At 57.7% G+C, this 21,702-nt stretch carries 25 protein-coding genes and 1 pseudogene; 12 read left to right on the top strand and 14 right to left on the bottom strand.

All coding sequences use genetic code 11. The features are described 5' to 3' along the window. Positions 1–6 precede the first annotated feature (6 nt). From Q669_RS18170 to Q669_RS18135, 8 genes are all read right to left on the bottom strand, one after another. Positions 7–1,215 (bottom strand): ammonium transporter, encoded by a 1,209-nt coding sequence (locus tag Q669_RS18170; RefSeq protein ID WP_011783865.1) that lies wholly within the window; start codon positions 1,213–1,215, stop codon positions 7–9. A gap of 229 nt (positions 1,216–1,444) precedes the next feature. Further along, positions 1,445–2,362 carry a flagellar motor protein MotB gene (locus Q669_RS18165; protein ID WP_022993371.1) on the bottom strand — a complete coding sequence of 306 codons (918 nt, stop codon included), beginning with the start codon at positions 2,360–2,362 and terminating at the stop codon, positions 1,445–1,447. A 2-nt stretch (positions 2,363–2,364) separates the two neighbouring features. Beyond that, a complete protein-coding gene (pomA, locus tag Q669_RS18160) occupies positions 2,365–3,141 on the bottom strand; it encodes a flagellar motor protein PomA (RefSeq protein ID WP_014420230.1) in 777 nt (258 codons plus the stop codon). A gap of 90 nt (positions 3,142–3,231) precedes the next feature. Next, complete coding sequence (locus Q669_RS18155; protein WP_022993370.1) at positions 3,232–3,627, bottom strand: YkvA family protein; 396 nt, start codon at positions 3,625–3,627, stop codon at positions 3,232–3,234. Between the two features lie 75 nt (positions 3,628–3,702). Further along, positions 3,703–4,338: a tRNA-uridine aminocarboxypropyltransferase gene (locus tag Q669_RS18150; protein ID WP_036149968.1), complete on the bottom strand. Its 636-nt coding sequence runs from the start codon at positions 4,336–4,338 to the stop codon at positions 3,703–3,705. 2 nt (positions 4,339–4,340) lie between these two features. Beyond that, positions 4,341–5,984, bottom strand: coding sequence for a phytoene desaturase family protein (locus Q669_RS18145; protein WP_022993368.1), 1,644 nt, complete (start codon positions 5,982–5,984; stop codon positions 4,341–4,343). Further along, positions 5,975–6,466, bottom strand: coding sequence for a DUF6231 family protein (locus Q669_RS18140; RefSeq protein WP_011783872.1), 492 nt, complete (start codon positions 6,464–6,466; stop codon positions 5,975–5,977). Before Q669_RS18140 ends, Q669_RS18145 begins: the two co-directional genes overlap by 10 nt. After that, positions 6,463–7,785 (bottom strand): DASH family cryptochrome, encoded by a 1,323-nt coding sequence (locus Q669_RS18135; RefSeq protein ID WP_036149996.1) that lies wholly within the window; start codon positions 7,783–7,785, stop codon positions 6,463–6,465. The genes Q669_RS18140 and Q669_RS18135 overlap by 4 nt, the downstream gene beginning before the upstream one ends. Before the next feature lie 122 nt (positions 7,786–7,907). On the opposite strand from Q669_RS18135, the pseudogene Q669_RS20175 reads away from it, so the two are divergent. From Q669_RS20175 to Q669_RS20065, 4 genes and pseudogenes are all read left to right on the top strand, one after another. Further along, a pseudogene (locus Q669_RS20175) lies at positions 7,908–8,708 on the top strand (PAS domain-containing protein); the annotation flags it as partial. Continuing rightward, positions 8,682–9,248 carry a methyl-accepting chemotaxis protein gene (locus tag Q669_RS20170; protein WP_264673070.1) on the top strand — a complete coding sequence of 189 codons (567 nt, stop codon included), beginning with the start codon at positions 8,682–8,684 and terminating at the stop codon, positions 9,246–9,248. The pseudogene Q669_RS20175 and the gene Q669_RS20170, both read left to right, overlap by 27 nt. 85 nt (positions 9,249–9,333) lie before the next feature. Beyond that, positions 9,334–10,446: an S-(hydroxymethyl)glutathione dehydrogenase/class III alcohol dehydrogenase gene (locus tag Q669_RS18125; protein WP_022993365.1), complete on the top strand. Its 1,113-nt coding sequence runs from the start codon at positions 9,334–9,336 to the stop codon at positions 10,444–10,446. Positions 10,447–10,514: 68 nt separating this feature from the next. Further along, positions 10,515–10,676: a hypothetical protein gene (locus Q669_RS20065; RefSeq protein WP_022993364.1), complete on the top strand. Its 162-nt coding sequence runs from the start codon at positions 10,515–10,517 to the stop codon at positions 10,674–10,676. Positions 10,677–10,758: 82 nt separating this feature from the next. Here the strand turns inward: Q669_RS20065 and Q669_RS18120 are convergent, their stop codons facing one another. Continuing rightward, complete coding sequence (locus Q669_RS18120; RefSeq protein WP_022993363.1) at positions 10,759–11,442, bottom strand: type 1 glutamine amidotransferase domain-containing protein; 684 nt, start codon at positions 11,440–11,442, stop codon at positions 10,759–10,761. Positions 11,443–11,623: 181 nt separating this feature from the next. Here Q669_RS18120 and Q669_RS18115 point away from each other — a divergent pair, with 181 nt between their 5' ends. Together Q669_RS18115 and Q669_RS18110 are read left to right on the top strand one after the other, a co-directional pair. After that, complete coding sequence (locus Q669_RS18115; protein WP_022993362.1) at positions 11,624–12,394, top strand: substrate-binding periplasmic protein; 771 nt, start codon at positions 11,624–11,626, stop codon at positions 12,392–12,394. A gap of 100 nt (positions 12,395–12,494) precedes the next feature. After that, positions 12,495–13,178, top strand: coding sequence for a cytochrome b/b6 domain-containing protein (locus Q669_RS18110; RefSeq protein ID WP_022993361.1), 684 nt, complete (start codon positions 12,495–12,497; stop codon positions 13,176–13,178). Between the two features lie 10 nt (positions 13,179–13,188). On the opposite strand, the gene Q669_RS18105 is transcribed toward Q669_RS18110, so the two are convergent. After that, positions 13,189–13,650 carry a c-type cytochrome gene (locus tag Q669_RS18105; RefSeq protein WP_022993360.1) on the bottom strand — a complete coding sequence of 154 codons (462 nt, stop codon included), beginning with the start codon at positions 13,648–13,650 and terminating at the stop codon, positions 13,189–13,191. 134 nt (positions 13,651–13,784) lie between these two features. Between Q669_RS18105 and Q669_RS18100 the strand changes: the two genes are divergently transcribed. Both Q669_RS18100 and Q669_RS18095 read left to right on the top strand, forming a co-directional pair. After that, a complete protein-coding gene (locus Q669_RS18100; protein WP_014420257.1) occupies positions 13,785–14,210 on the top strand; it encodes a hotdog fold thioesterase in 426 nt (141 codons plus the stop codon). 283 nt (positions 14,211–14,493) lie between these two features. Beyond that, a complete protein-coding gene (locus Q669_RS18095) occupies positions 14,494–15,222 on the top strand; it encodes a substrate-binding periplasmic protein (protein WP_223268748.1) in 729 nt (242 codons plus the stop codon). Between the two features lie 16 nt (positions 15,223–15,238). Here the strand turns inward: Q669_RS18095 and Q669_RS18090 are convergent, their stop codons facing one another. Next, entirely contained in the window at positions 15,239–16,195 is a 957-nt protein-coding gene (locus Q669_RS18090; protein WP_022993358.1) for a GGDEF domain-containing protein, read from the bottom strand. A gap of 139 nt (positions 16,196–16,334) precedes the next feature. Between Q669_RS18090 and Q669_RS18085 the strand changes: the two genes are divergently transcribed. Continuing rightward, complete coding sequence (locus Q669_RS18085) at positions 16,335–16,805, top strand: YchJ family protein (RefSeq protein ID WP_223268749.1); 471 nt, start codon at positions 16,335–16,337, stop codon at positions 16,803–16,805. Between the two features lie 5 nt (positions 16,806–16,810). Here the strand turns inward: Q669_RS18085 and Q669_RS18080 are convergent, their stop codons facing one another. Then, the gene (locus tag Q669_RS18080) at positions 16,811–17,191 is read right to left on the bottom strand and encodes a rhodanese-like domain-containing protein (RefSeq protein WP_014420261.1); all 381 of its coding nucleotides are present in this window, start codon (positions 17,189–17,191) and stop codon (positions 16,811–16,813) included. 144 nt (positions 17,192–17,335) lie between these two features. On the opposite strand from Q669_RS18080, the gene rarD reads away from it, so the two are divergent. Both rarD and Q669_RS18070 read left to right on the top strand, forming a co-directional pair. Further along, positions 17,336–18,232, top strand: a complete 897-nt coding sequence (gene rarD, locus Q669_RS18075; RefSeq protein ID WP_022993356.1) for an EamA family transporter RarD — start codon at positions 17,336–17,338, stop codon at positions 18,230–18,232. Next, a complete protein-coding gene (locus Q669_RS18070) occupies positions 18,229–18,468 on the top strand; it encodes a DUF3565 domain-containing protein (RefSeq protein WP_022993355.1) in 240 nt (79 codons plus the stop codon). Before rarD ends, Q669_RS18070 begins: the two co-directional genes overlap by 4 nt. Here Q669_RS18070 and Q669_RS18065 read toward each other — a convergent pair. Continuing rightward, positions 18,465–19,346 carry a LysR family transcriptional regulator gene (locus Q669_RS18065; protein ID WP_022993354.1) on the bottom strand — a complete coding sequence of 294 codons (882 nt, stop codon included), beginning with the start codon at positions 19,344–19,346 and terminating at the stop codon, positions 18,465–18,467. The genes Q669_RS18070 and Q669_RS18065 overlap by 4 nt on opposite strands. 92 nt (positions 19,347–19,438) lie before the next feature. On the opposite strand from Q669_RS18065, the gene Q669_RS18060 reads away from it, so the two are divergent. Next, positions 19,439–20,272, top strand: a complete 834-nt coding sequence (locus Q669_RS18060) for a cation diffusion facilitator family transporter (protein ID WP_022993353.1) — start codon at positions 19,439–19,441, stop codon at positions 20,270–20,272. Here the strand turns inward: Q669_RS18060 and Q669_RS18055 are convergent. Continuing rightward, on the bottom strand, positions 20,195–21,532 hold the full coding sequence (locus Q669_RS18055; protein ID WP_022993352.1) for a CHAD domain-containing protein: 1,338 nt from the start codon (positions 21,530–21,532) through the stop codon (positions 20,195–20,197). The two genes, Q669_RS18060 and Q669_RS18055, sit on opposite strands and share 78 nt — an antisense overlap. Positions 21,533–21,702: the final 170 nt, after the last annotated feature.

Raw genomic sequence — 21,702 nt, 5'->3', positions numbered from 1 at the left:
GGAAACTCACTCAACGGCATTGGCACCGATACGGTGAATGCTGAGGTCGGCACCGTTGAACTCTTCTTCCTCTGTCAGTCTCAGGCCGCTAATGGTTTTGATGGCACCGTAAACGATGAGCCCGCCGGCAAAGGCCACGATCACACCGGCCACCGAGCCAATAATCTGCGACATCAGGCTGACGCCACCCAGGCCCCCGAGCGCTTCCTGGCCGAAGATACCGCAGGCAATGGCGCCCCAGACACCGCATACGCCATGCAAGGGCCAAACACCCAGAACATCATCCAGCCGCTCGATTTTCGCCTGTGCCCACTCGAACAGGTAGACAAAGATGGCGCCGGCCACGCCCCCGGTAATCAGGGCGCCAACGGGGTGCATCAGGTCTGAGCCGGCGCACACCGCCACCAGTCCGGCCAGCGGACCGTTGTGAATGAAGCCAGGGTCTTTGCGGCCGAGCAGCATGGAAACCAGAATACCCCCCACCATGGCCATCAGGCTGTTGACCGCGACCAGGCCACTGATGCCGTCCAGAGTCTGGGCCGACATGACGTTAAAGCCGAACCAGCCCACGGTCAGAATCCAGGCGCCGAGGGCGAGAAACGGAATGTTGGAAGGGGCAAAGGCCACGACCCGACCGTTGCGATAGCGACCGGTGCGGGCGCCGAGCAGCAGCACCGCAGCGAGAGCAATCCAGCCACCGACAGCATGCACCACAACGGAGCCGGCGAAATCATGGAAGGACGCACCAAACTGGTTCTCCAGCCAGGCCTGGAAACCAAAGTTCCCGTTCCAGATCAGGCCCTCAAAGAAAGGATAGACGAAGGCCACGATCAGGCCCGAGGCAATCAGCATGGGGTAGAAGCGGGCACGCTCTGCGATACCGCCGGAAACGATCGCCGGAATGGCCGCGGCGAAGGTCATCAGGAAGAAAAATTTGACCAGTTCATAGCCGTTGGCGGAGGTGAGTTCGGCGGCGCCATTGAGAAAGTGCCCGCCATAGGCGATGTAGTAGCCGATGAAAAAATAGGCGACTGCGGATATGCCGAAGTCGGTCATGATTTTAACCAGGGCATTGACCTGATTTTTATGGCGAACAGTGCCCACTTCCAGGAACGCAAAGCCGGCGTGCATGGCCAGCACCATAATGGCGCCAATCAGAATGAAGAGCGTGTTGGCGCTCTCGGTCAGGGTGTGTACGGCACTCGTGATATCCACGGGTTTTTCTCCTGAGTGTTTTGATTACGCGGCTTCTGATGAGCCGTTGTGCATTGTTGGGGTGCGACTTAAGCAAGTGCTGTTCCAAAACAATGCATATCAAGTACTGCAGGGGGGTTGGAGAACCTGAGGGCGCCGAGGGAGGTATTTATCTGCGTCAAAGTGCACCAGAGGCGTGCGCATCAAGGGCTTGTGCACCAATCTGGATAGGGCGCGAGGCAAGGTTTTACTACCAGGTAATCTCGCTGGGCGTATCCCGACCGGGCTCAATGCCAATAATGGCTTCCTGCGACTCGCTTTCGGAACGAATCAGCTCGCGAAGGCGCAGTTCCTGCTCTTCCATGGGCTCTGACAGATCGATAACGATTTCAACCCGCCGGTTCTTGGCTCGGTTTTCCGGCGAGGTGTTGGGTACCCGTGGTTCGGTGTCGGCCAGACCGGTCACCCGGATGCGGTCCGGAGTCACCTGCTCCCGAGCCAGCAGAACATTAGCCACCGCGGCGGCACGGGCTGCGGACAGGTCCCAGTTACTGTAGAAACGTTCGGTGCGGATGGGCACGTTATCGGTATGGCCTTCAATGGCGAGGTCGCCGGGCATGTCGGCCAGAACCTCCGCCATATCCAGAAGCAGGCCTTCGAATTCCCAGGTCAGTTGGGCTGAACCTGAGGCAAACGAGCCCTTCTCCTCAATGCGAATGATGATGCGGCGCTGATCTTCCGAGACGTTGATCCGGCCATCCATAATAGCCGGTTCCAGCACTTCAAGAATCCGGGCCATGTTGGCGTCCATCTGTTCCTGGATGGATTCCTCAATGGCTTTCTCTTCGGGGCTTTTCAGAGTCTGGATTTCGGGCTGTACGTCGGTGGTGGTCTGTTTGACTTCATTGACCACAGTGGGCTCTGGCGGCGCCGGCGAAAACTTGTCGAAGATCGGGCTGGTGCCCTGAGGGATCTCAAGCGCAGGCACTTCCCGCTGCACCCCGAAGGCCTTGGAGAGTTCACCGGCGATCTGTTTGAACTTCTGGGCGTCGATTTCCGAAAACGACAGGAGCAATACGAAAAAGCACATCAGCAGCGACATCAGGTCGGCAAATGTGACAACCCACGCAGGAATCCCGGGCTTTTCCTCTTCTGGCAAATCATCCATGTTTAACCGCCTGCCGTTTCCGCATCGCCGTTTCTGGCCCGCTCTTTGGGCGAAAGATAGCTGGACAGCATCTGCTCGATAATGCGCGGGTTGGTGCCTTCCTGGATGGCGACGAGGGCATCAATATAGAGCGATTGCATGCGGGCCTCCTCCGTCATGCGCAGGGACAGCTTGTCGGCAATGGGGGTAGCGATCATTGTGGCGATCATGGCGCCGTAGAGCGTGGTCAGCAGGGCTACGGCCATGGCCGGCCCGATAGACTTGGGATCTTCCATGTTGGACAGCATCTGCACCAGGCCAATCAGCGTGCCAATCATACCCATGGCCGGAGCCACATCTGCCATGGCGGTGAACACTTTCGCGCCCGACCGGTTGTGTTCCAGTGTCATCAGGCGTTCCTTGTTGAGGAGCTGCTTGATGGTGTTGCCGTCCTGTCCGTCCACCAGCATCTGAATACCCTGGCCCAGGAAAGGGCTGCTGACCTCCCTCCCTTCGATACCAAGAACGCCCTCTTTTCGAGCGATGCTGGCAATCTCCACCAGTTCTTCGATGCTGGCCTGAGTTTCGGGCAGTTTGAATTTGAACGCTCGGGCTGCCACCTTGAAGGCATCAAAAAACTGGGCAAGACTGAATTTGGCCAGAACCACCAGCAAGGTACCGCCGATCACAATCAGCAGGGATGGCGGATTGATGAACATGCCTGGCGATGCGCCCAGGATAATGGCCGAAGAAATCAGAAGAATGGCGCCGACGAGGCCGATAAGGGTGGCGAAATCCACAGTAACTCCAGAACTGTGCAGGTGACGATTAAGGGGGCGGGAGAATACTCCCTGGTTGATTATTAATCAATGCCCGGTTGGTCCCTCATCCTATGATGAGTGAAGCTCCTTCCATGCAGCGTAGCGGTGCAGATCGGATTCGACCAGTTTAAGGCACAAGGCAACCACACCGGCATCATCAACCAGGCCGAAGCCGAAGATCAGATCCGGAATCAGGTCCAGCGGATTCAGCACGTACAGCAACGCTCCGGCTACCGCAGCGACGGACTTCCAGGGTATGGCCCGGTAGTGGCCGTACCAGTAATCGCGAATCAGCGAGAACATCAGCTTGATATCGGTAGAGAAACGATTCAGCCTGCCGCTGTTTTTGACTTTCTCTTCAACGGCTTTTTGTCGTTCAAGCAGGGCCTCAAGGTCGCCTCTGTGAACCTTGGCACTTTGCTCTCTCAACTCGTTTGCCGCTGTTTTATCTGAGATCCATGCCATAAATTGTCACCACTTTGCTCAGCGATTGCCTCAACATAACGAAATCGTGCAGGTTCGTCACCTTCCCAGGGCATTTCAATAATTCGTGAGACTTCCTGGGAGTTCAGGATCGGGCGCTTCATGGTCTTTGGTTTTGTGGTGGTCCGGAACGAAGGCCAGCCGTTTTCGAATCAGTACGTCCTGAGCTCTGAGTAATGGCTCGGTATCTGTGGCCGGTTCGGTCAATGTAAAAAGGTAGGCGACGGCCTCTGCGGTTGAGAGTTGCCCGGCCTTTGGGGCCTTTCGGATACGGTAATGTGAAGCTGGTGGATCAGCGAAATGAAAGCAGGGCAACTGCCGGAGCTGCGGGTTCAGGTGCAGGATTTTCGCGGCTTTACGCCAGGTGCCATCCAGAACCAGCCACTGGTCGATCTGGCCTGCCGCGTTGCTCTCCACGGGCTGACTGTCAGCACATGGAAACAACAGTCCGGTGCGGGTTCCGGTTAACAGGCGCTCCAAGCCTTGTTGGGAAAAGGAGGCAGGGCTCTCGCCAACCAGTACTTCCACCCGGGTCAGGCACTGCTGAAGTACTCGCACCGTACCCTTGCTGTGACCGACTTCTGACGGGTGTTGCAAAATGATGACGCGATGGCGGTTGTCGACCTGCTCGCAAACCTCGCATACGCAGGTGTTCGGGTGCAAGCCACAGCGGGTACACAGTGCTCTGGCCACGCTTAACCCACGAAAATGCGCTTGGCCAACCCCGCGCCTTTCAGGCCGCGAACGGCCAGGGTTGTGACCAGCCCGCCGATCATTGCCCCGACTACGCCACAGGTAAGAATATCCTGACCGGTCAGGTACAGTCCGGGGATGTCGGTTTTCGGCCTCAGCCAGCGTTGCTCGAAACGTTCTGGCGTGTGGTCCAGGCCGTACAGCTCACCCTGCTCATAGCGGCAGAACCAGGCGGTCGACAGTGGTGTGGAGGTTTCCACATAGTCTACTTTGCCTCGAAGCTGGGGCAGTTTTTCGTACATGACTTCCAGAAGCTGCTCGGTGATCCGAGCCTTCAGAGCCTCATAATCCTCGCCCCGTTTGCCCCAGGTGGAGCCCTGCCACGGCTCGAACATTTCCCAGGTGGTGGGCGCCACAATCTCGATGGTGGAGGTTCCGGGCCAGCGGTTCTGGTAGTCCGGGTCTTTGGCTGCCGGGAACGAGATGTAGACTACCGGGAAAGATGTGTTCCGGGGATCTTTCAGGAATTGCTCCACGTTGCCATCGTGGTCGGCGCTCGGATAAATCCAGAAGTTGGTGCGCGGCAAGCCGAGCTGGTCGGGCGTGCCTTTCAGGCCTATATACAGGCCGATATGGGGCATCGAGGGTTTGATGTGTTCCCGGCTGCCAGGATAGCCAATGCTGTCTGCGGCAGACTCGGGTAAAAGCCGTTCGAAAGTATTGATCACACCGGCGTTGCTGATCACCAGCGGTGACCGGATATCATGGCCATCGGCCATGCGCACACCCACGGCTTTGCCCTTTTCGACCAGGATCTCTCTCACGTCGGCGTAGGTGAGCACGTCACCACCGCCGGACTGAATCACCGGGATGATGGTTTTGGCAATTTCCGAGGCACCGCCTACCGGGTAGAAACCACCGTACAGGTAATGCTTGGCAATGAGCGCGTGCACCATGAAGCTCGACTGTTTCGGGGTTACCCCGCAATCGCCCCACTGACCGGTAATGGCGCCAATCAGCTCTTCGTTGGCGGTGAGTTCCCGCAATACGTCATAGGTGGTGCGGTTGAAACAGTCCGGCAGTACCGTTTTCAACCCTCTGGAAACCAGTGGCGCAGCCAGCGCGGGCGAGAGTTTGGACAGGGTATACCATTGCATGCCATCGGCCACTTTGCCGAGCAGAGCCAGGTAACGGTCGATGGCCTCTTCTTCGTCCGGGAAGGACGCCAGTAGCGAGTGCCTCAGGCCTTCCTTGCCGGCCCTGAGGTTGACCACTTTGTCGCCCAGAAAGAACCGGTCGTAGTTCTCATCCATCGGAGCCCATTCGAGCTTGCCGTCGGTGATGTAATCGAACAGCCGGCGGCCGAGGGTGTGGCGCGCGCCCATGTCGCCTATGTAGTGCACGCCCACATCCCACTCGTAGCCATTACGGGCGTAGCTGTGGGTGTAGCCACCGGCGGTGTAATGCTGTTCCAACACCAGTACTTTGTAGCCGGCTTTGGACAGGCAGGCGGCAGTGGTCAGACCGCCGATACCGGAGCCGATCACTACCGCATCATAGGGCCCATCGAGCCGGCTCGCGCGGTAACGGGTACCGATTCGGATTGTACTGGGCTTCAAGGATTTCGAATTTGTATCTACCACCACGCTTTTCCCCACATTTCCGGATTGGCCCAGTTATCGGGATTGTTCCAGGCCCGTTTATGATTGTAAGTATCCAGATTGTAGGTATAGAGCGTGAGTGCGCCGTTCTCGCTTTCGATATCGGCGTGACGCTGAAAGCCCAGGGCGATGAAGTCGGTAAAACCCCAGTCTGTGGTTTGGGGCACCAGTACCGCAATCTGGTGGGTGCCATAGTTGCGTAACTGGCCCAGTAAAAGCGCCCCTTCTTCGTAGGGGAGGTGTTCAAGGGTGTCTGTGATGATGGCCAGGTCGGGCACGGAATCCAGTGGCAGTCGGGCGTTCGGGTCCGCGGTGTCCAGCGCCAGCAAGCGAACGGCTTCCCGTTGCCCGTGCCACACCTCGCTGACCCGGCTGGCGGTGTCGCCGCAATACAGAAGGGTGTCTGGCTGGCTGGTATCCAGAATCCGGGCCAGTACTCTCTCTGGTTGGCTAACAGGTATTGTCATGATATTGGCCAGTCTGCTGCGTCTACGGTATGCAGGCCCACTGGTTGTTGAGCCTCTCCCTGCCAACGATGTACGAAGGCTCCCTCAGGATCGTACTGTTGCGCCTGCTTGTCCAGATTGAACTGCCGAAGCCCGCGGGGATCGGCGCCGACGCCGGCCAGATACTGCCAGTTTCCGTAGTTACTGGCCACGTCGTAATCCACCAGTTGCTGTTCGAACCAGGCAGCACCGTAACGCCAGTCCAGTTCCAGTTCATTGATCAGGCAGCTGGCCACCAGTTGGCGTGCGCGATTACTGATGTAGCCGGTTTCCCGTAACTGATTCATGGCCGCGTTGACTATCGAATACTGGGTATTGCCCTCGCACCAGGCCTTGAATCGATGGCCATAGAAGGTCACCGGGCGGCGTTTACGTTGCACGCCATCGCGGCTAAACAACCGCCCCCCGTGTTTAAGGGCATACCAGAAGAAATACTCGCGCCAGAGCAGCTCAAACCAGAGCCAGTAGGTCGAATCGTTACGGGTGTGCTGACGTTCGTATTGTTCGATGGCGGCAACCACCTCCCGCACTGACAGGCAGCCGTTCGCCAGCCAGGGGGAGAACTTGGAGGATGAGCCCCAGTCGTCCAGCGCATTGCGGGTTTCCTTGTAGTTGGCAATGCGATGTTGTCCGAATACGAAGGCTTGCAGCTGTGCCAGGCCGGCTTCCTCACCGCCGGTGAATGGTGACCGATGTATCGGTTCCGGTATCGGCGGGCACAGGCCCCGGTTGTCTTCGGGGAATCCCGGGGGTGGTGGCAGTGCGCTGACGGTTCGAATCCTGAGGGTGTGGTCCGGTTGCTCAGCTTTCTCCACCTGCTTGCGGAATTGCGAGAAGGTATCGGGCAGCTCTGCCAGTTCCATGGGAAGCTGGCCTTCCGCAAACATGCCCAGGGTTTCGAACTGCTGAAACGTCACTTCCGGCAGGCGGGTTTTGAGGGCCTGCCACTGCGCGGCTTCTTCGGTGCCGGGTAGGCGTGAGCGGATCAAACGCTGCACGCCGTGCTCACGGGCCAGCTCTGGCAGAACGATTTCCGGTTCGCCCCAGGCGATATGAAGTCGTTGCCCCAGGGGCCGCAGGCTCCGTTCCAGTGCCATCAGACTTTGCCACAGGAAGCGCCAACGATGATCACCCAGTGCACGGCACTGAAACCGGTCACCGGTAAACCAGCGCGGGTCTACGACAAAGACACACAACAGCATGTCTGAACGGGCCGCGGCCAGCAAGGCCGGGTTGTCGTGCAAACGAAGGTCGCGGGTAAACCAGTAAAGGGTATGCAACGTATACACCTCTTCGTTAGATAGTAAACCGTTTAGTGGTACGCCTGCTGATTCGAAAAGGATCTGAAAACACGATGAAGGAATACCTCGGGGCGCCGATATAACGCTACCCACGGAACAGGATGTCAGTGGTTACCGATCAATGTAAGAGTAAAACGACGATGTTTCTGACCCGAAAGCAAAAGCAAGACATGGCCGATTGCCAGGCCCGTGCCAGCCAATGCCAGGCTGTGTACAGTGCTATCCGCCACGCGGTGGCGACGATTGAATTTACCACGGACGGGCTGATCGTGGATGTAAACGATCTGTTCCTTGACGTGGTGGGCTACCACCGGGATGAGGTGGTGGGGAAGCACCACAGCCTGTTCTGTGATCGTGAAGTGGCAAACTCGGCCGATTACCGGAGGTTCTGGGATGCAATCCGGGCTGGCCAGGCACAGACCGATACCTTCCCGCGCCGGCGCAAGGATGGCGGCAAACTCTGGCTGGAGGCAACCTACTTCCCGGTTTATGGGAACGATGGCCGGGTGCAGCGAGTGATGAAAATTGCCTCGGATGTCACCGCGAAACAGGAGCGCCTGCGGGACCAGCAAGCGGTCTTTGAGTCCGTTGACCGCTCCATGGCAATCATCGAGTTCGAGCCGGACGGCACCATCATTACCGCCAATGCCAATTTCCTTGCCGCGACTGGTTACCGGTTGAGCCAGGTTGAGGGCAAACACCACCGGATGTTCTGTGATCCGGGCTTTTACCGGGATAATCCCGATTTCTGGAAGGGTCTTGCCAGTGGCCAGTTCCGCAGTGGCCGTTTTCATCGCCTGCGCTCAGACGGCAGCGACCTGTGGCTCGAAGCCAGCTATAACCCGATACTGGACGAGCGTGGCCGTGTCACTAAAGTGATCAAGTTTGCCAGTGACATTACCGAACGGGTGGAAAAATCACTGCAGACCCAGGATGCGGCAGCGATTGCATCATCCACCGCCACCCAGACCGCGAATATTATCGGCAAGGCGGATGAGGCCCTGCGCCAGTCCAAAACCACTGCCGAACGCATTGAAGCGGGCGTCGACAAAGCCCGGGCTCTGATTGCTGATCTGAACGAACGGTCGCAAAGCATCGAGAAAATGGTCGATACCATTGCCGGCGTCGCGGATCAGACCAACCTGCTGGCGTTGAATGCGGCCATCGAGGCCGCCCGCGCCGGAGAACATGGCCGGGGCTTTGCCGTGGTGGCCGACGAAGTACGCAAGCTGGCGGCCAGAACCGGCACAGCCACCGATGAAATCGCTGATGTGATTCACACCATTCTGGAGCTGTCTGGTGGCGTGGAAACCCAGATTGCCGAGGTTCTGGCTGTGGCGGTCGAAGGGCGCCGGCAATCCGAGGATGCCGAGGCGGTGATCGCCGAAATCCGCGATGGCGCCAGGGCGGTGCTGGCCGCCATTGATGACATCGGACGGTAAGGCCCGGAAGACCGGGGCGTGCTAGAGTTGTGAACTGTATCAATGTCGGCGCTGGCCGACCGAACCGGACAACAGGAGACTGAACGTGATCAAATCCCGCGCAGCTGTGGCGTTTGAGGCCAACAAACCGCTGGAAATTGTGGAAGTGGATGTGGCGCCGCCCAAAGAAGGCGAAGTACTGGTGAAGATCGTGGCCACAGGCGTGTGCCATACCGATGCCTACACTCTGTCCGGCGCCGACCCCGAAGGCCTGTTTCCGACCATTCTCGGCCACGAGGGCGGCGGCATTGTTGAAGCTGTAGGGCCGGGTGTGACCGGCCTGGAAGTGGGTGACCACGTGATCCCGCTGTACACCGCCGAATGCGGTAAATGCAAGTTCTGCACCTCCGGCAAGACCAACCTGTGTGGCGCGGTGCGCGAAACCCAGGGCAAGGGTGTGATGCCAGACGGCACCTCCCGGTTCTCCTACAAGGGCCAGCCGCTGTATCACTACATGGGCTGTTCCACGTTTTCAGAGTACACCGTACTGCCGGAAATCTCCCTGGCCAAAATCCCTAAGGAAGCCCCGCTCGACAAGGTGTGCCTGCTGGGCTGTGGTGTAACCACCGGGATTGGCGCGGTGCTTAACACTGCCAAGGTTGAAGAAGGCGCCACGGTCGCCATCTTTGGCCTGGGCGGCATCGGCCTGGCAGCCATCATCGGCGCGACTATGGCCAAGGCCGGGCGCATCATTGCGATTGATATCAACCCTGGCAAGTTCGACATCGCCAAGCAGTTGGGCGCCACCGATGTGGTCAACCCCAACGACTACGACAAGCCGCTCCAGGAAGTCATCATCGAGATGACCGATGGTGGCGCCGACTATACCTTCGAGTGTGTGGGCAGCGTGAAGCTGATGCGTGCGGCGCTGGAAGCCTGTCACAAGGGATGGGGTGAAAGCACCATCATCGGTGTGGCCGGTGCCGGTGAAGAAATCAGTGCCCGCCCGTTCCAGTTGGTGACCGGCCGGGTCTGGCGCGGTTCCGCCTTCGGTGGCGTGAAAGGCCGCACCGAGCTGCCGTCTTACGTGGAAAAAGCCGAGAAAGGTGAGATCCCGCTGGATGTGTTCATCACCCACGAGATGAAGCTGGAAGACATCAACAAGGCGTTTGACCTGATGCACGAGGGTAAGAGCATCCGGACTGTGATTCACTTCTGACCACTGCTGACCAGAAGTGAACTCCGGGTCACTTCTGGTCAGACCCTTTCGATGAGGGTAGCAATACCTTGGCCGACGCCTACACACATGGTGCAAAGGGCATAGCGGCCACCGGTGCGCTGAACGTCAGTACCAACGCCGCACGGGTGGATATCAATACCCTGATGAACATCTACCTGTCACGCCTTCAGAACGTTGCGGAGAAGATTCGCCAGGCCGCTCGCGCCTGAAAGCGCAGAGGTGGGCCTGGAAACCAGAATTGCATGGATGAGCTCTGCTGTGACCTTGAGGGAAACAGACAGAATGTGACGGTCAGCCTTCCTGCAGCGCCTGCAGCACAGCCTTGGCAGCGCCTTCGGAAGACGCCGGGTTCTGGCCGGTAATCAGCTTGCCGTCCACCACAATGTGCGGTGCCCAGTCATCGCCCCGGCTGTAACGGGCGTTGTTCTGCTTGAGCATGTCTTCCAGCAGGAAGGGCACAATATTGGTGAGCTGCACAGCGTCTTCTTCGGTATTGCTGAAACCGGTGACTTCACGGCCGCCCACGATGTTCTGGTCCGGTTTTATGAACACATTCTTGAACACGGCAGGAGCATGGCATACGGCGCCGATCACCTTGTCTTGCTCGTAAGCGGTTTTGATCAGGGCTATCGACTTGTCGTCCTCGGCCAGATCCCACAGCGGGCCATGGCCACCGGGGTAGAAGATGGCGTCGTACTGATTCATGTCCACGTCGGCCAGTTTTCTGGTGCTGGCCAGCATTTCCCGGGCATGGGTGTCTTCACTGAACCGCCGGGTGGACTCGGTCAGTGCATCTTCAGCCTCGCTGTTCGGGTCAACCGGTGGCTGGCCGCCTTTAGGGGATGCGAGGGTGATGTCGGCGCCTGCGTCTTTGAATACGTAGAACGGCGCAGTGAATTCTTCCAGCCAGAAACCGGTTTTGTGGCCGGTGTCGCCCATCTGGTCGTGGGAGGTTAGTACCATCAGAATCTTCATGCCAGTCGACCCTCCTGTCGGGAGTCCGGGTGTATTTCGTTCGTCTCACTACATCAAATTGTGATGATCGCTCGGTTTTCAACCGTCAGTACGTTAGCACTGGCATATTGGATGCTCATTAACGGCTATACTGCGAGGGTAGTTATCGCACATGTAACGTCATGGACCAGGACGGATTTATATGAGGTGGATTGCCTTGAAAGGCGTGCTTGCCGGCATTCTGATGCTGCTTTGGGCGCCTGGTGTTCTTTCACAACAGGGCACTGAAACAGTAGAGCCACTGACGGTGACCGTTGGCGTTGACCACTCGCCGCCCTACCGTATTCTCGAGCCGTCGCAAAAATCCGGTCTTTATCTTGAGCTATTCGAGGAAATTGCCGACCGGCTAGGCTGGCGTGTGCAGTACCGGGAGGCGCCATTCCGGCGCATCCTGCTGCTGATGCGCAGGGGTGAGGTGGATGTCATGCTGGGGCCGCTGCGTACCGAAGAACGGGAAGAATTCATGACCTTCGTGGCTCCGGCTTTTCCGCCGGAGCGGCGTCTGTTTTTCTACGTGAGCGAGAGTAACCGTATTGAGCGATACAGCGATCTGCCGGGAAAAGTCATCGGTATTCTGGAGGGCGCCCGTTACTTTACCCGGTTTGACAACGATCAGGCTCTGCATAAAGAGTCTGCGGCCCACTACGAAAACCTGATGATGATGCTTCAAAGAGGGCGGGTTGATGTCGTGGTGGCCCCCGAGCTGGTTGGTTTGTATACGCTGAGAGCCCAGGGGATAGACGCGAACATTTCACCGTTATTCGTGCCGGGTGACCGCTCCTGGATTGCGGTTTCGAACCAGTCTCCTGCCCGCCGGTATGCAGAAGATATAAGGGCAGCCCTGAAATTGATTGAACGCGAGGGGATTCGAGAAGACCTGGTGCTTAAGTACCAGGAACAAAAAGCCTATTGATCGATTTCCATGTTCTATACCGATACGCGCCTGCTAAAAGGAACTTAGGGTGCTTACCTTTGTCTGTGATCGTTTGACAAGTTTTGGCAAAGGGACTGGTATGAAGACCATTCGATTGTGGGATCTCCCCACCCGGCTGTTCCACTGGTTACTGGTAATTGCTGTGGTTGGGGCAGTGGCGACGGTCAAACTGGGCGCTGGCTGGATGGCCTGGCATGAGCGTTTTGGACTGGCGGTTGTAGGCTTGCTGGCGTTCCGGGTGGTCTGGGGGCTGGTGGGCTCCACATACGCGCGCTTTAGTCAGTTTATATCGGGGCCAGGGGCGATGATCCGTTATCTTAGGGGTCAGTGGCAGGGCGCAGGCCACAATCCCCTTGGTGCCTGGTCGGTGCTGTTGTTACTGGGACTGTTCGGTTTTCAGGCGGTTACCGGTTTATTTGCCAATGATGAAATTGCCTTTAACGGCCCACTCTATCGGCTGGTGTCGTCGGGCTGGAGCGATACCCTGAGCAGCTGGCACCGTCTCATGGAATGGGGGCTGTACGCCGTGGTTGCCCTTCATGTCCTGGCGGTGCTGTTTTACACCCACGTGCGTAAGGATAATCTGATAAAGCCGATGGTGACTGGCCGAAAGCAGGTTAAGAGCTCAGAGCTGAAAGACGCCAGCGGCGGTGGCTGGCTGGCAATGATCATTGCACTGGCGATTGCCGTTGCTGTGGTCTGGGCGGCGAGTGGCGGACTGATTCCGCCACCGCCGCCACCGCCCCAGAATCTGGGTTGGTAAGCCCCTTGGCCTACTTGGCGCGGAAGTTGTCGTGGCAAGCCTTGCAGGTTTCACCGACTTTGGCGAACTGGCGTGCAATCGCGGCCTGGTCGCCGGCTGAAGCCAGTTCCTGCAGTGCGTTGGCTTCACGGACGAAGCTGACCGCAATTTCCTGAACCTTCATCGGCTCCTCAAAGAAGTTGGGCTTGAGGCGGGTGTTCTCGGCCCGGTCATTGGCGCTGTCACGGCTGTAAAGCACGCTCATGCCGGAGTTGGCCACGGCTGCAATGGCTTTGGCGGCTGCGGCAACCTGGTTCTGGTCAAACGCTACGGAGCCATCCACGGTCTGGGCCTTGATTTTGCCCATGTTCCAGGACGCAAACTGGTAGGCGGCCTGGCGGGTTTCGATCTGGTCTTCCACGCTCATCTGGGCCACGGTCGGGGTTGAGATCGCGGCCGCAAGCACCGCAACGGAAACAAAACGTTTATTCATTCCAGGTCCCTCTCTTGGTGTGATTGGTGATAATGCAAAAATGCTCTATAAAGGCGTGGTTATAAGCATGCTACCTGTATAGACTCATTCCTGACAGCTATAAGAAACGAAAGTTCAATCTGAGGAGTTGCACGATGTCGATCTGGACGGTTACCCCTAATCTTGAGCAAATGACAGAGGCCAGCAAAAACACCGCGGTCAGTCATATGGGCATTGAATACCTCGAAATCGGTGACGATTATGTGAAAGGCCGGATGCCGGTGGATGAGCGCACCGTCCAGCCATTCGGGATCCTGCATGGTGGTTCCTCCGTTGTGTTGGCGGAAACGCTGGGCAGCATGGCTGCCAACTGTTGCCTGAAAGATAAAAATACGGTCGCTGTGGGGCTGGATATTAATGCCAATCATATTCGGCCTGTTACCGGGGGATGGGTCTATGGCACGGCGAAGGCCATACACATCGGCAGTGCAACGCAAGTATGGGAAATCCGCCTGGAAAACGATCAAGGCAAGGTGACCTGCATTTCCAGGTTGACCATGGCGGTAACCCGCCGCTCGTAAGAAAACAGGGAGCGATGGCTCCCTGATTCCGACCTTGCGCGTCGATTTGCGAAATAAGCTCGCCATCCTTGATTAATATCAAAAGAAAATCGTTTGCCGGGACTGTCGCCCTGCTATACTTAAAATAGTTGAGGATGTTAACTAAATGCCATGAGGTTATTCCTCACGGGAAGGTTTCACTGTGCTGAAAATTCGTTGTAACAGGGTGTCTTCGAAAGCGCACAAGTCCTGGTATGCGTTGCTCTTTTTGCTATGCGCATCCTTTGGTCTGCGAGCTGCCCCTTTGTCTGAGTGCTCAACGCTGAGAGTGAGTGGTAATCCGGAGTATCCGCCTCTCCTATGGCCGAGCGTGGCGTCGCCGGATCTTTTAGATGGCGCGGTTCCTCAGTTCCTGCGGGAATTGGCTGAGCCCCTGGGTATCAAGGTCAGTGTCCGCAACATTGGGTCCTGGGCGCGGGTGCAGCGGTTGGCAGAGTTGGGGGAGATCGATCTGGTGGCCGGGGCCTTTATCACGGCAGAAAGATTGGGCTACCTGGATTATATTCTGCCGCCCATGATGCACCTCGATACCAATGTCTGGGTGCCGCGGCGAAGGATGTTTGAGTATCGGCACTGGCCGGACCTGGAGGGGAAACAAGGCAGCACCCTGATCGACAACAGTTTCGGTGAGCGGTTCGACAGCTTTGCCGCCGATCACCTGGATATCCTCGGCGTCCGCTCCATTCACCAGTCCTACCTGATGGCCGATATCGGTCGTATCGATTATGTACTGTACGAGTTGTTGCAGGGGCGGGCGAAGCTGGCCCGGTATGGCATGTCGAATGACTTTGTGGCGCTGGAGCCCCCTGTGAGTAGAGAAGGCCTGTTCTTCGCGTTTCCGAAACTTTCCCGCTGCAATAGCAAAGCCTTGCGAGAGGCTTTTGCAGCCAGGTTGCTGGAGTTGACGGAGCAGGGCAGGCTGGAAGAGTTGATTGAAGAGTATCTCATCCGGTATACCGAGGAGGGCCGTTAGCGAGGCCTTCTTGGGTTTAGGTGGCCAGTGTCACTCTGCTTCTTCCTTTGGCCTTGGACTGGTACATGGCCTCGTCTGCGCGACACATCAGATCTTCCAGTCTGCGGTCGCCGTTTCCCAGGCTACTGATTCCGATACTTGCCGACGGCGAGATTCTGCTTTTCTCGTACGACACCACCAGATTACAAAGCAAGGCCAGCAAGCGGCTCGCCAACACGTGTGCCATCGTCATGTCGGTGTCCGGTAGCAGAATGGCGAATTCCTCTCCGCCCATTCTGGCCACAATATCGCAATCCCGAATCCGGGCTTTCAGTAGCCCGCTGACCTGCTTCAACACTTCATCGCCCGCCTGGTGACCGTAGGTATCGTTGATGATCTTGAAGTGATCCAGATCCATCATGACCAGAGTCAGTGGTGTCTGATGCCTGGCAGACTGGTTCAGCAGTTGCTCTCCGAACTCGAAGAACGCGCGTCGGTTATGCAGCCCGGTAAGTTCATCCTCCAGCGCTGCTGCCCTGGCTTTTTCGTGGGCTGCCCGCAGCTCCAGCTCCATCTGTTTACGTTCGGTAATATCAGTGGCAATCTCCAACCTTACCAGGCGGCCATCGGTCCAGCGGATCGCCTGGTCACGGCACTGGTACCATCGTTGGTCCAGTTGATTCTGGAACTCCCAGACATGGGGTTTGTTGGGCTCGCCCTGATCATTGATCAGCAGGTGATTGGTGCAGAAGCTGCATGGGCCGTCACCGTTCTGAAGCACCTGCCAGCATTTTCGGTTGCCAACGTCACCCCAGATCTGCCGGCCGTAAGCGTTCATGTACAGCAGATCGTGTGTTGTAAAATCGGAGACGTACACCAGGGCATCCAGATTATCGAGTACGGCCTGAAGACCTTCCGGGGGTGTTTCCTCGGTGGCTGGCGGTGTCTGATCCCGGTGAACGGGCAGATTCAGTGACGGAATGCCGGATTTCATGGGGTGTGCGCTGTCTGTTTTTTATTCAGTTTAATTTCCAGTATGGCTTTTGTCATACGACGCTGTCTGCAAAAGCGTGTAAGGTTTGCGGACATTACCTACGTTGGCCGGACAGCCGGGCCAACGAAATTCTGGCTTCATGAGGGTTTGGAAAGGGATGAAGGTGTCCGGGGAAAACTGCCCCTGCGGTAGCGGGAAAGCCTACCTGCTGTGTTGTCAGCCCTGCCATGCAGGCGCGCCTGCCACCACACCGGAGGCGTTGATGCGTTCCCGGTTCAGTGCCTTTGTGGTGAAGGATGCCGATTATCTGCTCGAGACCTGGCATCCGGAGACCCGGCCGGCGGAACTGGACCTTTCCGGCTCACCGGAATGGGTTTCGCTGCAGATACTCTCCTCCAGTGCCGGTGTCGACACGGGCCGGGTTCACTTCCGGGCGGTCTATCGTGCCGGTGGTGGTTGGGGTTATCTGGAAGAGCGATCAGACTTCAGCAAAGAGAATGGCCGCTGGTTCTACCGGGAGGGCGAAACCCGCGAGGGAATGCTGAAGCCCGGTCGAAACGACCCCTGCCCCTGTGGCAGTGGTCGCAAGTTCAAGGCCTGTTGTCTTTAAACGTTCTATTCGAATTTCGGCAGATCCGGCTGAGCGACCTCTTTACCCGCTTCCAGCCAGGCGTCAAAGCCGCCTTCAATGGATTGTACGTTCATATAGCCCATCTCTTTCAGCGCTTTGGCGCTGAGTGCTGCACGGCCGGAGGTTTTGCAGTAGAGCACAATTTTCATCTGCCGGTTCTCCAGCGCGGGGTCGTTGGTGAACTTGAATTCGAGCATGCCCCGGGAAATATTCACGGCGCCCGGAATATGGCTGGAGCGGTATTCATCGGCGTCCCGCACATCCAGCAGCAAATCGGCATTTTTAATGGCCGCCTCGGCGTTGGCCAGCGGCACCTCCTGAATCTCTTTTTTGGCTTCGGCAACAAGGTCGTGGGCAGTCTTCATGGCAGTTCCCTTTGAGCGTGGGTGTGTCTTTTCAGGTTACGGCATTTACCACGGGCGAGTCACCTATAGGTTGTCTGTGACTAAGGCATGAGCCTTTGCCCAGCGGGTTTGTGCTAGATTGACGGGCCTGACAATGAGGAAGCTATGAAACCGCTGAATGACACCACCAAAGGCGTGGTTTACGGGTTAGGCGCCTACACCCTTTGGGGAAGCTTTCCCCTGTATTTTGCCCTGTTCAAGGGGATCCCTTCCTGGGAGGTGCTGATCCATCGGGTGATCTGGTCCTGCCTGTTTCTGGCCGTGGTCATCTCGATACTCAAGCGCTGGCCGCCGGTGGTGGCGGCACTGCGAAAGCCGCGCCGGCTGGGGTATGTGCTGGGTTGTGCCGTGTTTATTGCCCTGAACTGGGGTATCTATATTTATGCCGTGGAAACCCGCCATGTGTTGCAGGCCAGTCTGGGCTATTTCCTGACGCCGTTGGTAAATGTGGCCATGGGGCTGCTGATCCTGGGTGAGCGTATTTCCCGGCTGCAGGCCGCGGCGGTGGGTCTGGCGGCGGTTGCGATTCTCTATCAGCTGTTTCTGCTGGGCGAGCTGCCGTGGATTACGCTGGTACTGGCGTTCAGCTTCGGCACCTATGGCCTGATGCGCAAGAAAGTCGAACTTGATGGCCTTTCCGGTCTGTTTGTTGAAACGCTGTTATTGCTGCCGTTGGGCTTGCTGACCCTGGCCTGGCTGTCATCGCAGGGGCTGTCGCACTTTTCGGACAGCACCTACAGCGCATTGTTACTGGCCTCCAGTGGCGCGGTGACCGCCATCCCGCTGCTGGCTTTTGCCGGGGCTGCGCGCCGTTTGAAGCTGTCTACCGTGGGCTTTCTTATGTACATCAACCCCACGATCCAGTTTCTGATCGCGCTTTATATCTTCCATGAGCCGCTTAGCACCGCCAAACTGGTGAGCTTTGTGATGATCTGGGGGGCGTTGGCAATATACTCGTGGTCGGCCTGGGTGGGCCGATCGAACAGAGAGGTTTCGGCATGAAACAACCCATCAGCGGCTATCACAAAGACGGGGAAAACCACTGGGTAGCGCAGCTGGCGTGTGGCCATAACCAGCACGTGCGACATGATTCGCCCTGGGTAAACCGGCCCTGGGTTGTCACGGTGGAAGGTCGGCAATCCATGTTGGGGGTTAAGCTGGATTGCCGGAAATGTGATGACGATGCGCCTGCGGATGTCCGTCCGGAGAGTCCGGAAGGACCTCAGTCTCCCGATTAGGCCAGGGTTTCCAGATAGGCTTCCAGTTCGTTGGCGAGCCAGCCCACCACGGCGCCCCCTTGCGCCTGCTCCGACTCCAGCGCACTGAACACTTTCCACCAGCGGGCGCTGCGGTGGTGGATGGTTTTCAGCTGTTCCTTGCGCAATGCCTCAGCAATCAGGGGTAAGGGTAAATCCGCCCAGCCGGCGCCATCAATCACCGCATCACGCATCAGTTCGTATTGGGTAAAGGCGAGGTAGTTGGCGGTTTCCGGGGATTCGGCCACCAGTTGGGCATCGAGCATGTAGGCCAGGGTGATTTCCGTGTGGCTGACCAGGTCGTCCTGAGTGACCCGTTTCAGTTGGCTCAGGGGGTGGTCCGGAGCTGCCACGGTGAGCATGCGCACATCAGCCAGTTCCCGAAACCATTGATAACCTTCGTTCAGCAATTCCGGCATCAGGCCATAGGCCACATCCACGGACTGGTTGCGAACCAGCGGCGCCAGTTCCCGGGGCGAGGCAAGGTAAACCGACAGGCTGGTCTGGGGGAAGCGTTGTTTCAGCCGGCGCAGAATGTCCCGCCAGATATCTTCCGGAATGGCATCGTCCCGGGCAATGCGCAGGACCGATTCGGCACCACTCAGGTGGTGCTGGCAGCGAGCCCTGATCTGGCTGGCAACCTGGTCGAATCGCCGGCAGTCGGTCAGGATGGACTGGCCGATGGCCGTCAGGTGCAGTTGATTGCCGCTGCGTTCAAACAGCTCCACCCCCAGTTCATCCTCCAGGGACGCCAGCACGGTACTGACGGTGGTGCGGCTGCGGTTCAGTTCCCGGGCCGCCGCGGCCACGCTGCCGTTGCGCACAACCGAGAGGAAGGTCTTGATCTGTGACGTTTTCATGGTTTGCTCTTTGCGACGGATTTTCCGTCGCTCAGCGACTCACACCTGTTGAATGATGCCGCTAATATGGCAGCAATTCTCAGGAGGTCAAAATGTTTACTTCTCTGGCGCGGGAAAACCTGGCGCTGACATTATCAGCGGTGGGCGCGGGCCTGTTTGCGCTCGCCGGTATTACCTGGGGTCTTTGGGTCGATTCCCTGGTTATTATCTTCGATGGTGCCTATTCCCTGATCAGCCTCGGGTTGTCGCTCCTGTCACTCTATGCCGCCCGCCTGGTTCGCCGGCCGGCCAATGACGATTACCCATTCGGGATGGGGGCCGTGGAGCCGCTAGTGATCGCCGTGAAAGGTCTGGTGATTGCAGTGGTGTGTATCTTGTCGCTGGTATCGGCGGTGGTGTCGCTGCTTCAGGGCGGCCGTGCCGTGGCGGCGGACATGGCAATGATCTTTGGTGCGGTGAACGTGGTGGGGTGTCTGGCGGTCTGGGCGTATCTACGGTGGTCAAGTCTGCGCAATGGTTCGGGGCTGGTGCAGGCGGAACAGCGCCAGTGGCTGATGGACAGTGCCCTAAGCGCTGCCGTAATGATTGGTTTTGGCGCGGCCTGGCTGCTGGAACGCAGTCATTGGGCGGAGCTGGCCGTGTATGCCGACCCGGTAATGATGCTGGTGATTTCGGTCTACTTTATGACGGTGCCGGTGAAGATGGTTCTGGAGTCAGTTCGGGAGCTGTTGCTGGCGGCACCGAAAGACGATGCACTGGACGACATCCATGAGACCCTGGAAGACCTGGGCCTGAATCCGGAACAGGTCCGGGTGGCCAAGCTCGGCCCGAACCTTCTTCTTGAGGCCTCAGACGTTCAGTCCACCCATAGCCAGTATTTGCCTGCGGGTATTGGCTTTCTCTTGCTCAAGTTTGCCAGTCAGTGACACCCCGTCGCACTCCGGATGGTCGGCGAGGAATCGTCGGGTCAGCTCGATCTGGACATGCAGATCCTGGAAACGGCCGTACAGATCCTGTCGCTGGCGTAGCTCTTTCCGGAATGGCTTGCTGTACCGGGCATCCAGTTCCAGAAGATAGCGGATACGCTTGAGGTTCTTGCGCAGCTGGTGCAGGGCTTCATCCGGAGCGGTGTGCAGCAGTTCTGCGGTTTTTCGGTTGAACTGCTTCAGGCGGCGGTTTGTCGCGGCCTGGATGTCTTTTTTCCGCAGGTTTGCAGCCAGCTTATGAAAAGATTTGGACTCAATATAGTCTTGCCAGCGCGACAGGCTTTGCTGGTAGCGTTTCTGGCCAAGGCGTTTGGCCAGTTTGCGCTGTGCTTTAGATGCCCTGAGCCGCGCCCAGTCGGTCAGCGTGGTGCAGAGTTGTGGGTTGTCGTGGCACAGCTCGGGGATATCCTGAAGAAATACGTGCAGATCCCGCAGGGCGCTGGTGGCCCGGGCATGTCGCTTCAGTTCTCGGATATGCTCCTGTAGTTGGCGATCGCCGGTAATCTCGGCCAGGGGTTCGGCAATGGCCCGACTGCGGCGAAGGGCAATGCGGTATTGGTGCAGGAATTCGTCATCCAGCCCCAGCATCACCCCAGGGGTCAGAAGTTCCAACTGGTTGTTCAGCTGCTGTAAAACCTCCGGGAGCGTGTTCTGGTCCAGATCAGTGGCGTCGGGACTGGCTTTTCGGTTCTTGCGCCGGAATTCGTTGTAACTGAAATCACGAGGCGTCAGGAAGGTTTCCAGTGCACCCTTGTTTTTGTCCACTTTCTTCCAGTGCCTTACCGGCAGCCGGATCTCCAGGATACTGGCGGTTGGCAATTCGAACGGAGCCTGGGGTACCAGAAAGGCGGCCAGTTCGAGTAATGCCGGGTTGTGGCCGATGAGGGTGATGCGGTTCTGAGCGTTATCCAGATTCTGCAGCCAGCGTAATAGACGCCGGAAGTCGAAGGTGTAAAGCTCGTTTTCGGTGCGGACATGGGCCGGCTGGTCGTTGACGCTGAGTGCACCTGCCAGCGTTTGCTGGGCTCGCACAGCGGGGCTTGCATAAATGGCACCGGACAGCGCGCCCAGGCATTTCATTGCCCGCGCGAGCGGCGCAAGCTGGCTTTGGCCTCTGTCATTCAGTGGGCGTTCCTGGTCGCAGAGGCTGTCGTCGTTCCAGCTCGATTTGGCGTGGCGGATAAGAAAAAGCCGTTTCATGCATGCTTGCTCATGAGCTGAATGTTCAGACCTTAGTCTGACACAGCCTCAAGTCGTTTACATGACGGCCGATACGTATTTAGACGTATGACACTGATATGACGGGCTTGTTTACATAAAAACCTGTTCCTGACCTGCGTTTGGTATACAGCTTTTAACAAACTGCAACG

The sequence above is a fragment of the Marinobacter sp. C1S70 genome, assembly GCF_000475355.1.
In the GTDB taxonomy this organism is placed as follows: domain Bacteria; phylum Pseudomonadota; class Gammaproteobacteria; order Pseudomonadales; family Oleiphilaceae; genus Marinobacter; species Marinobacter nauticus.
This window is presented reverse-complemented; position numbering and strand designations above follow the sequence as displayed.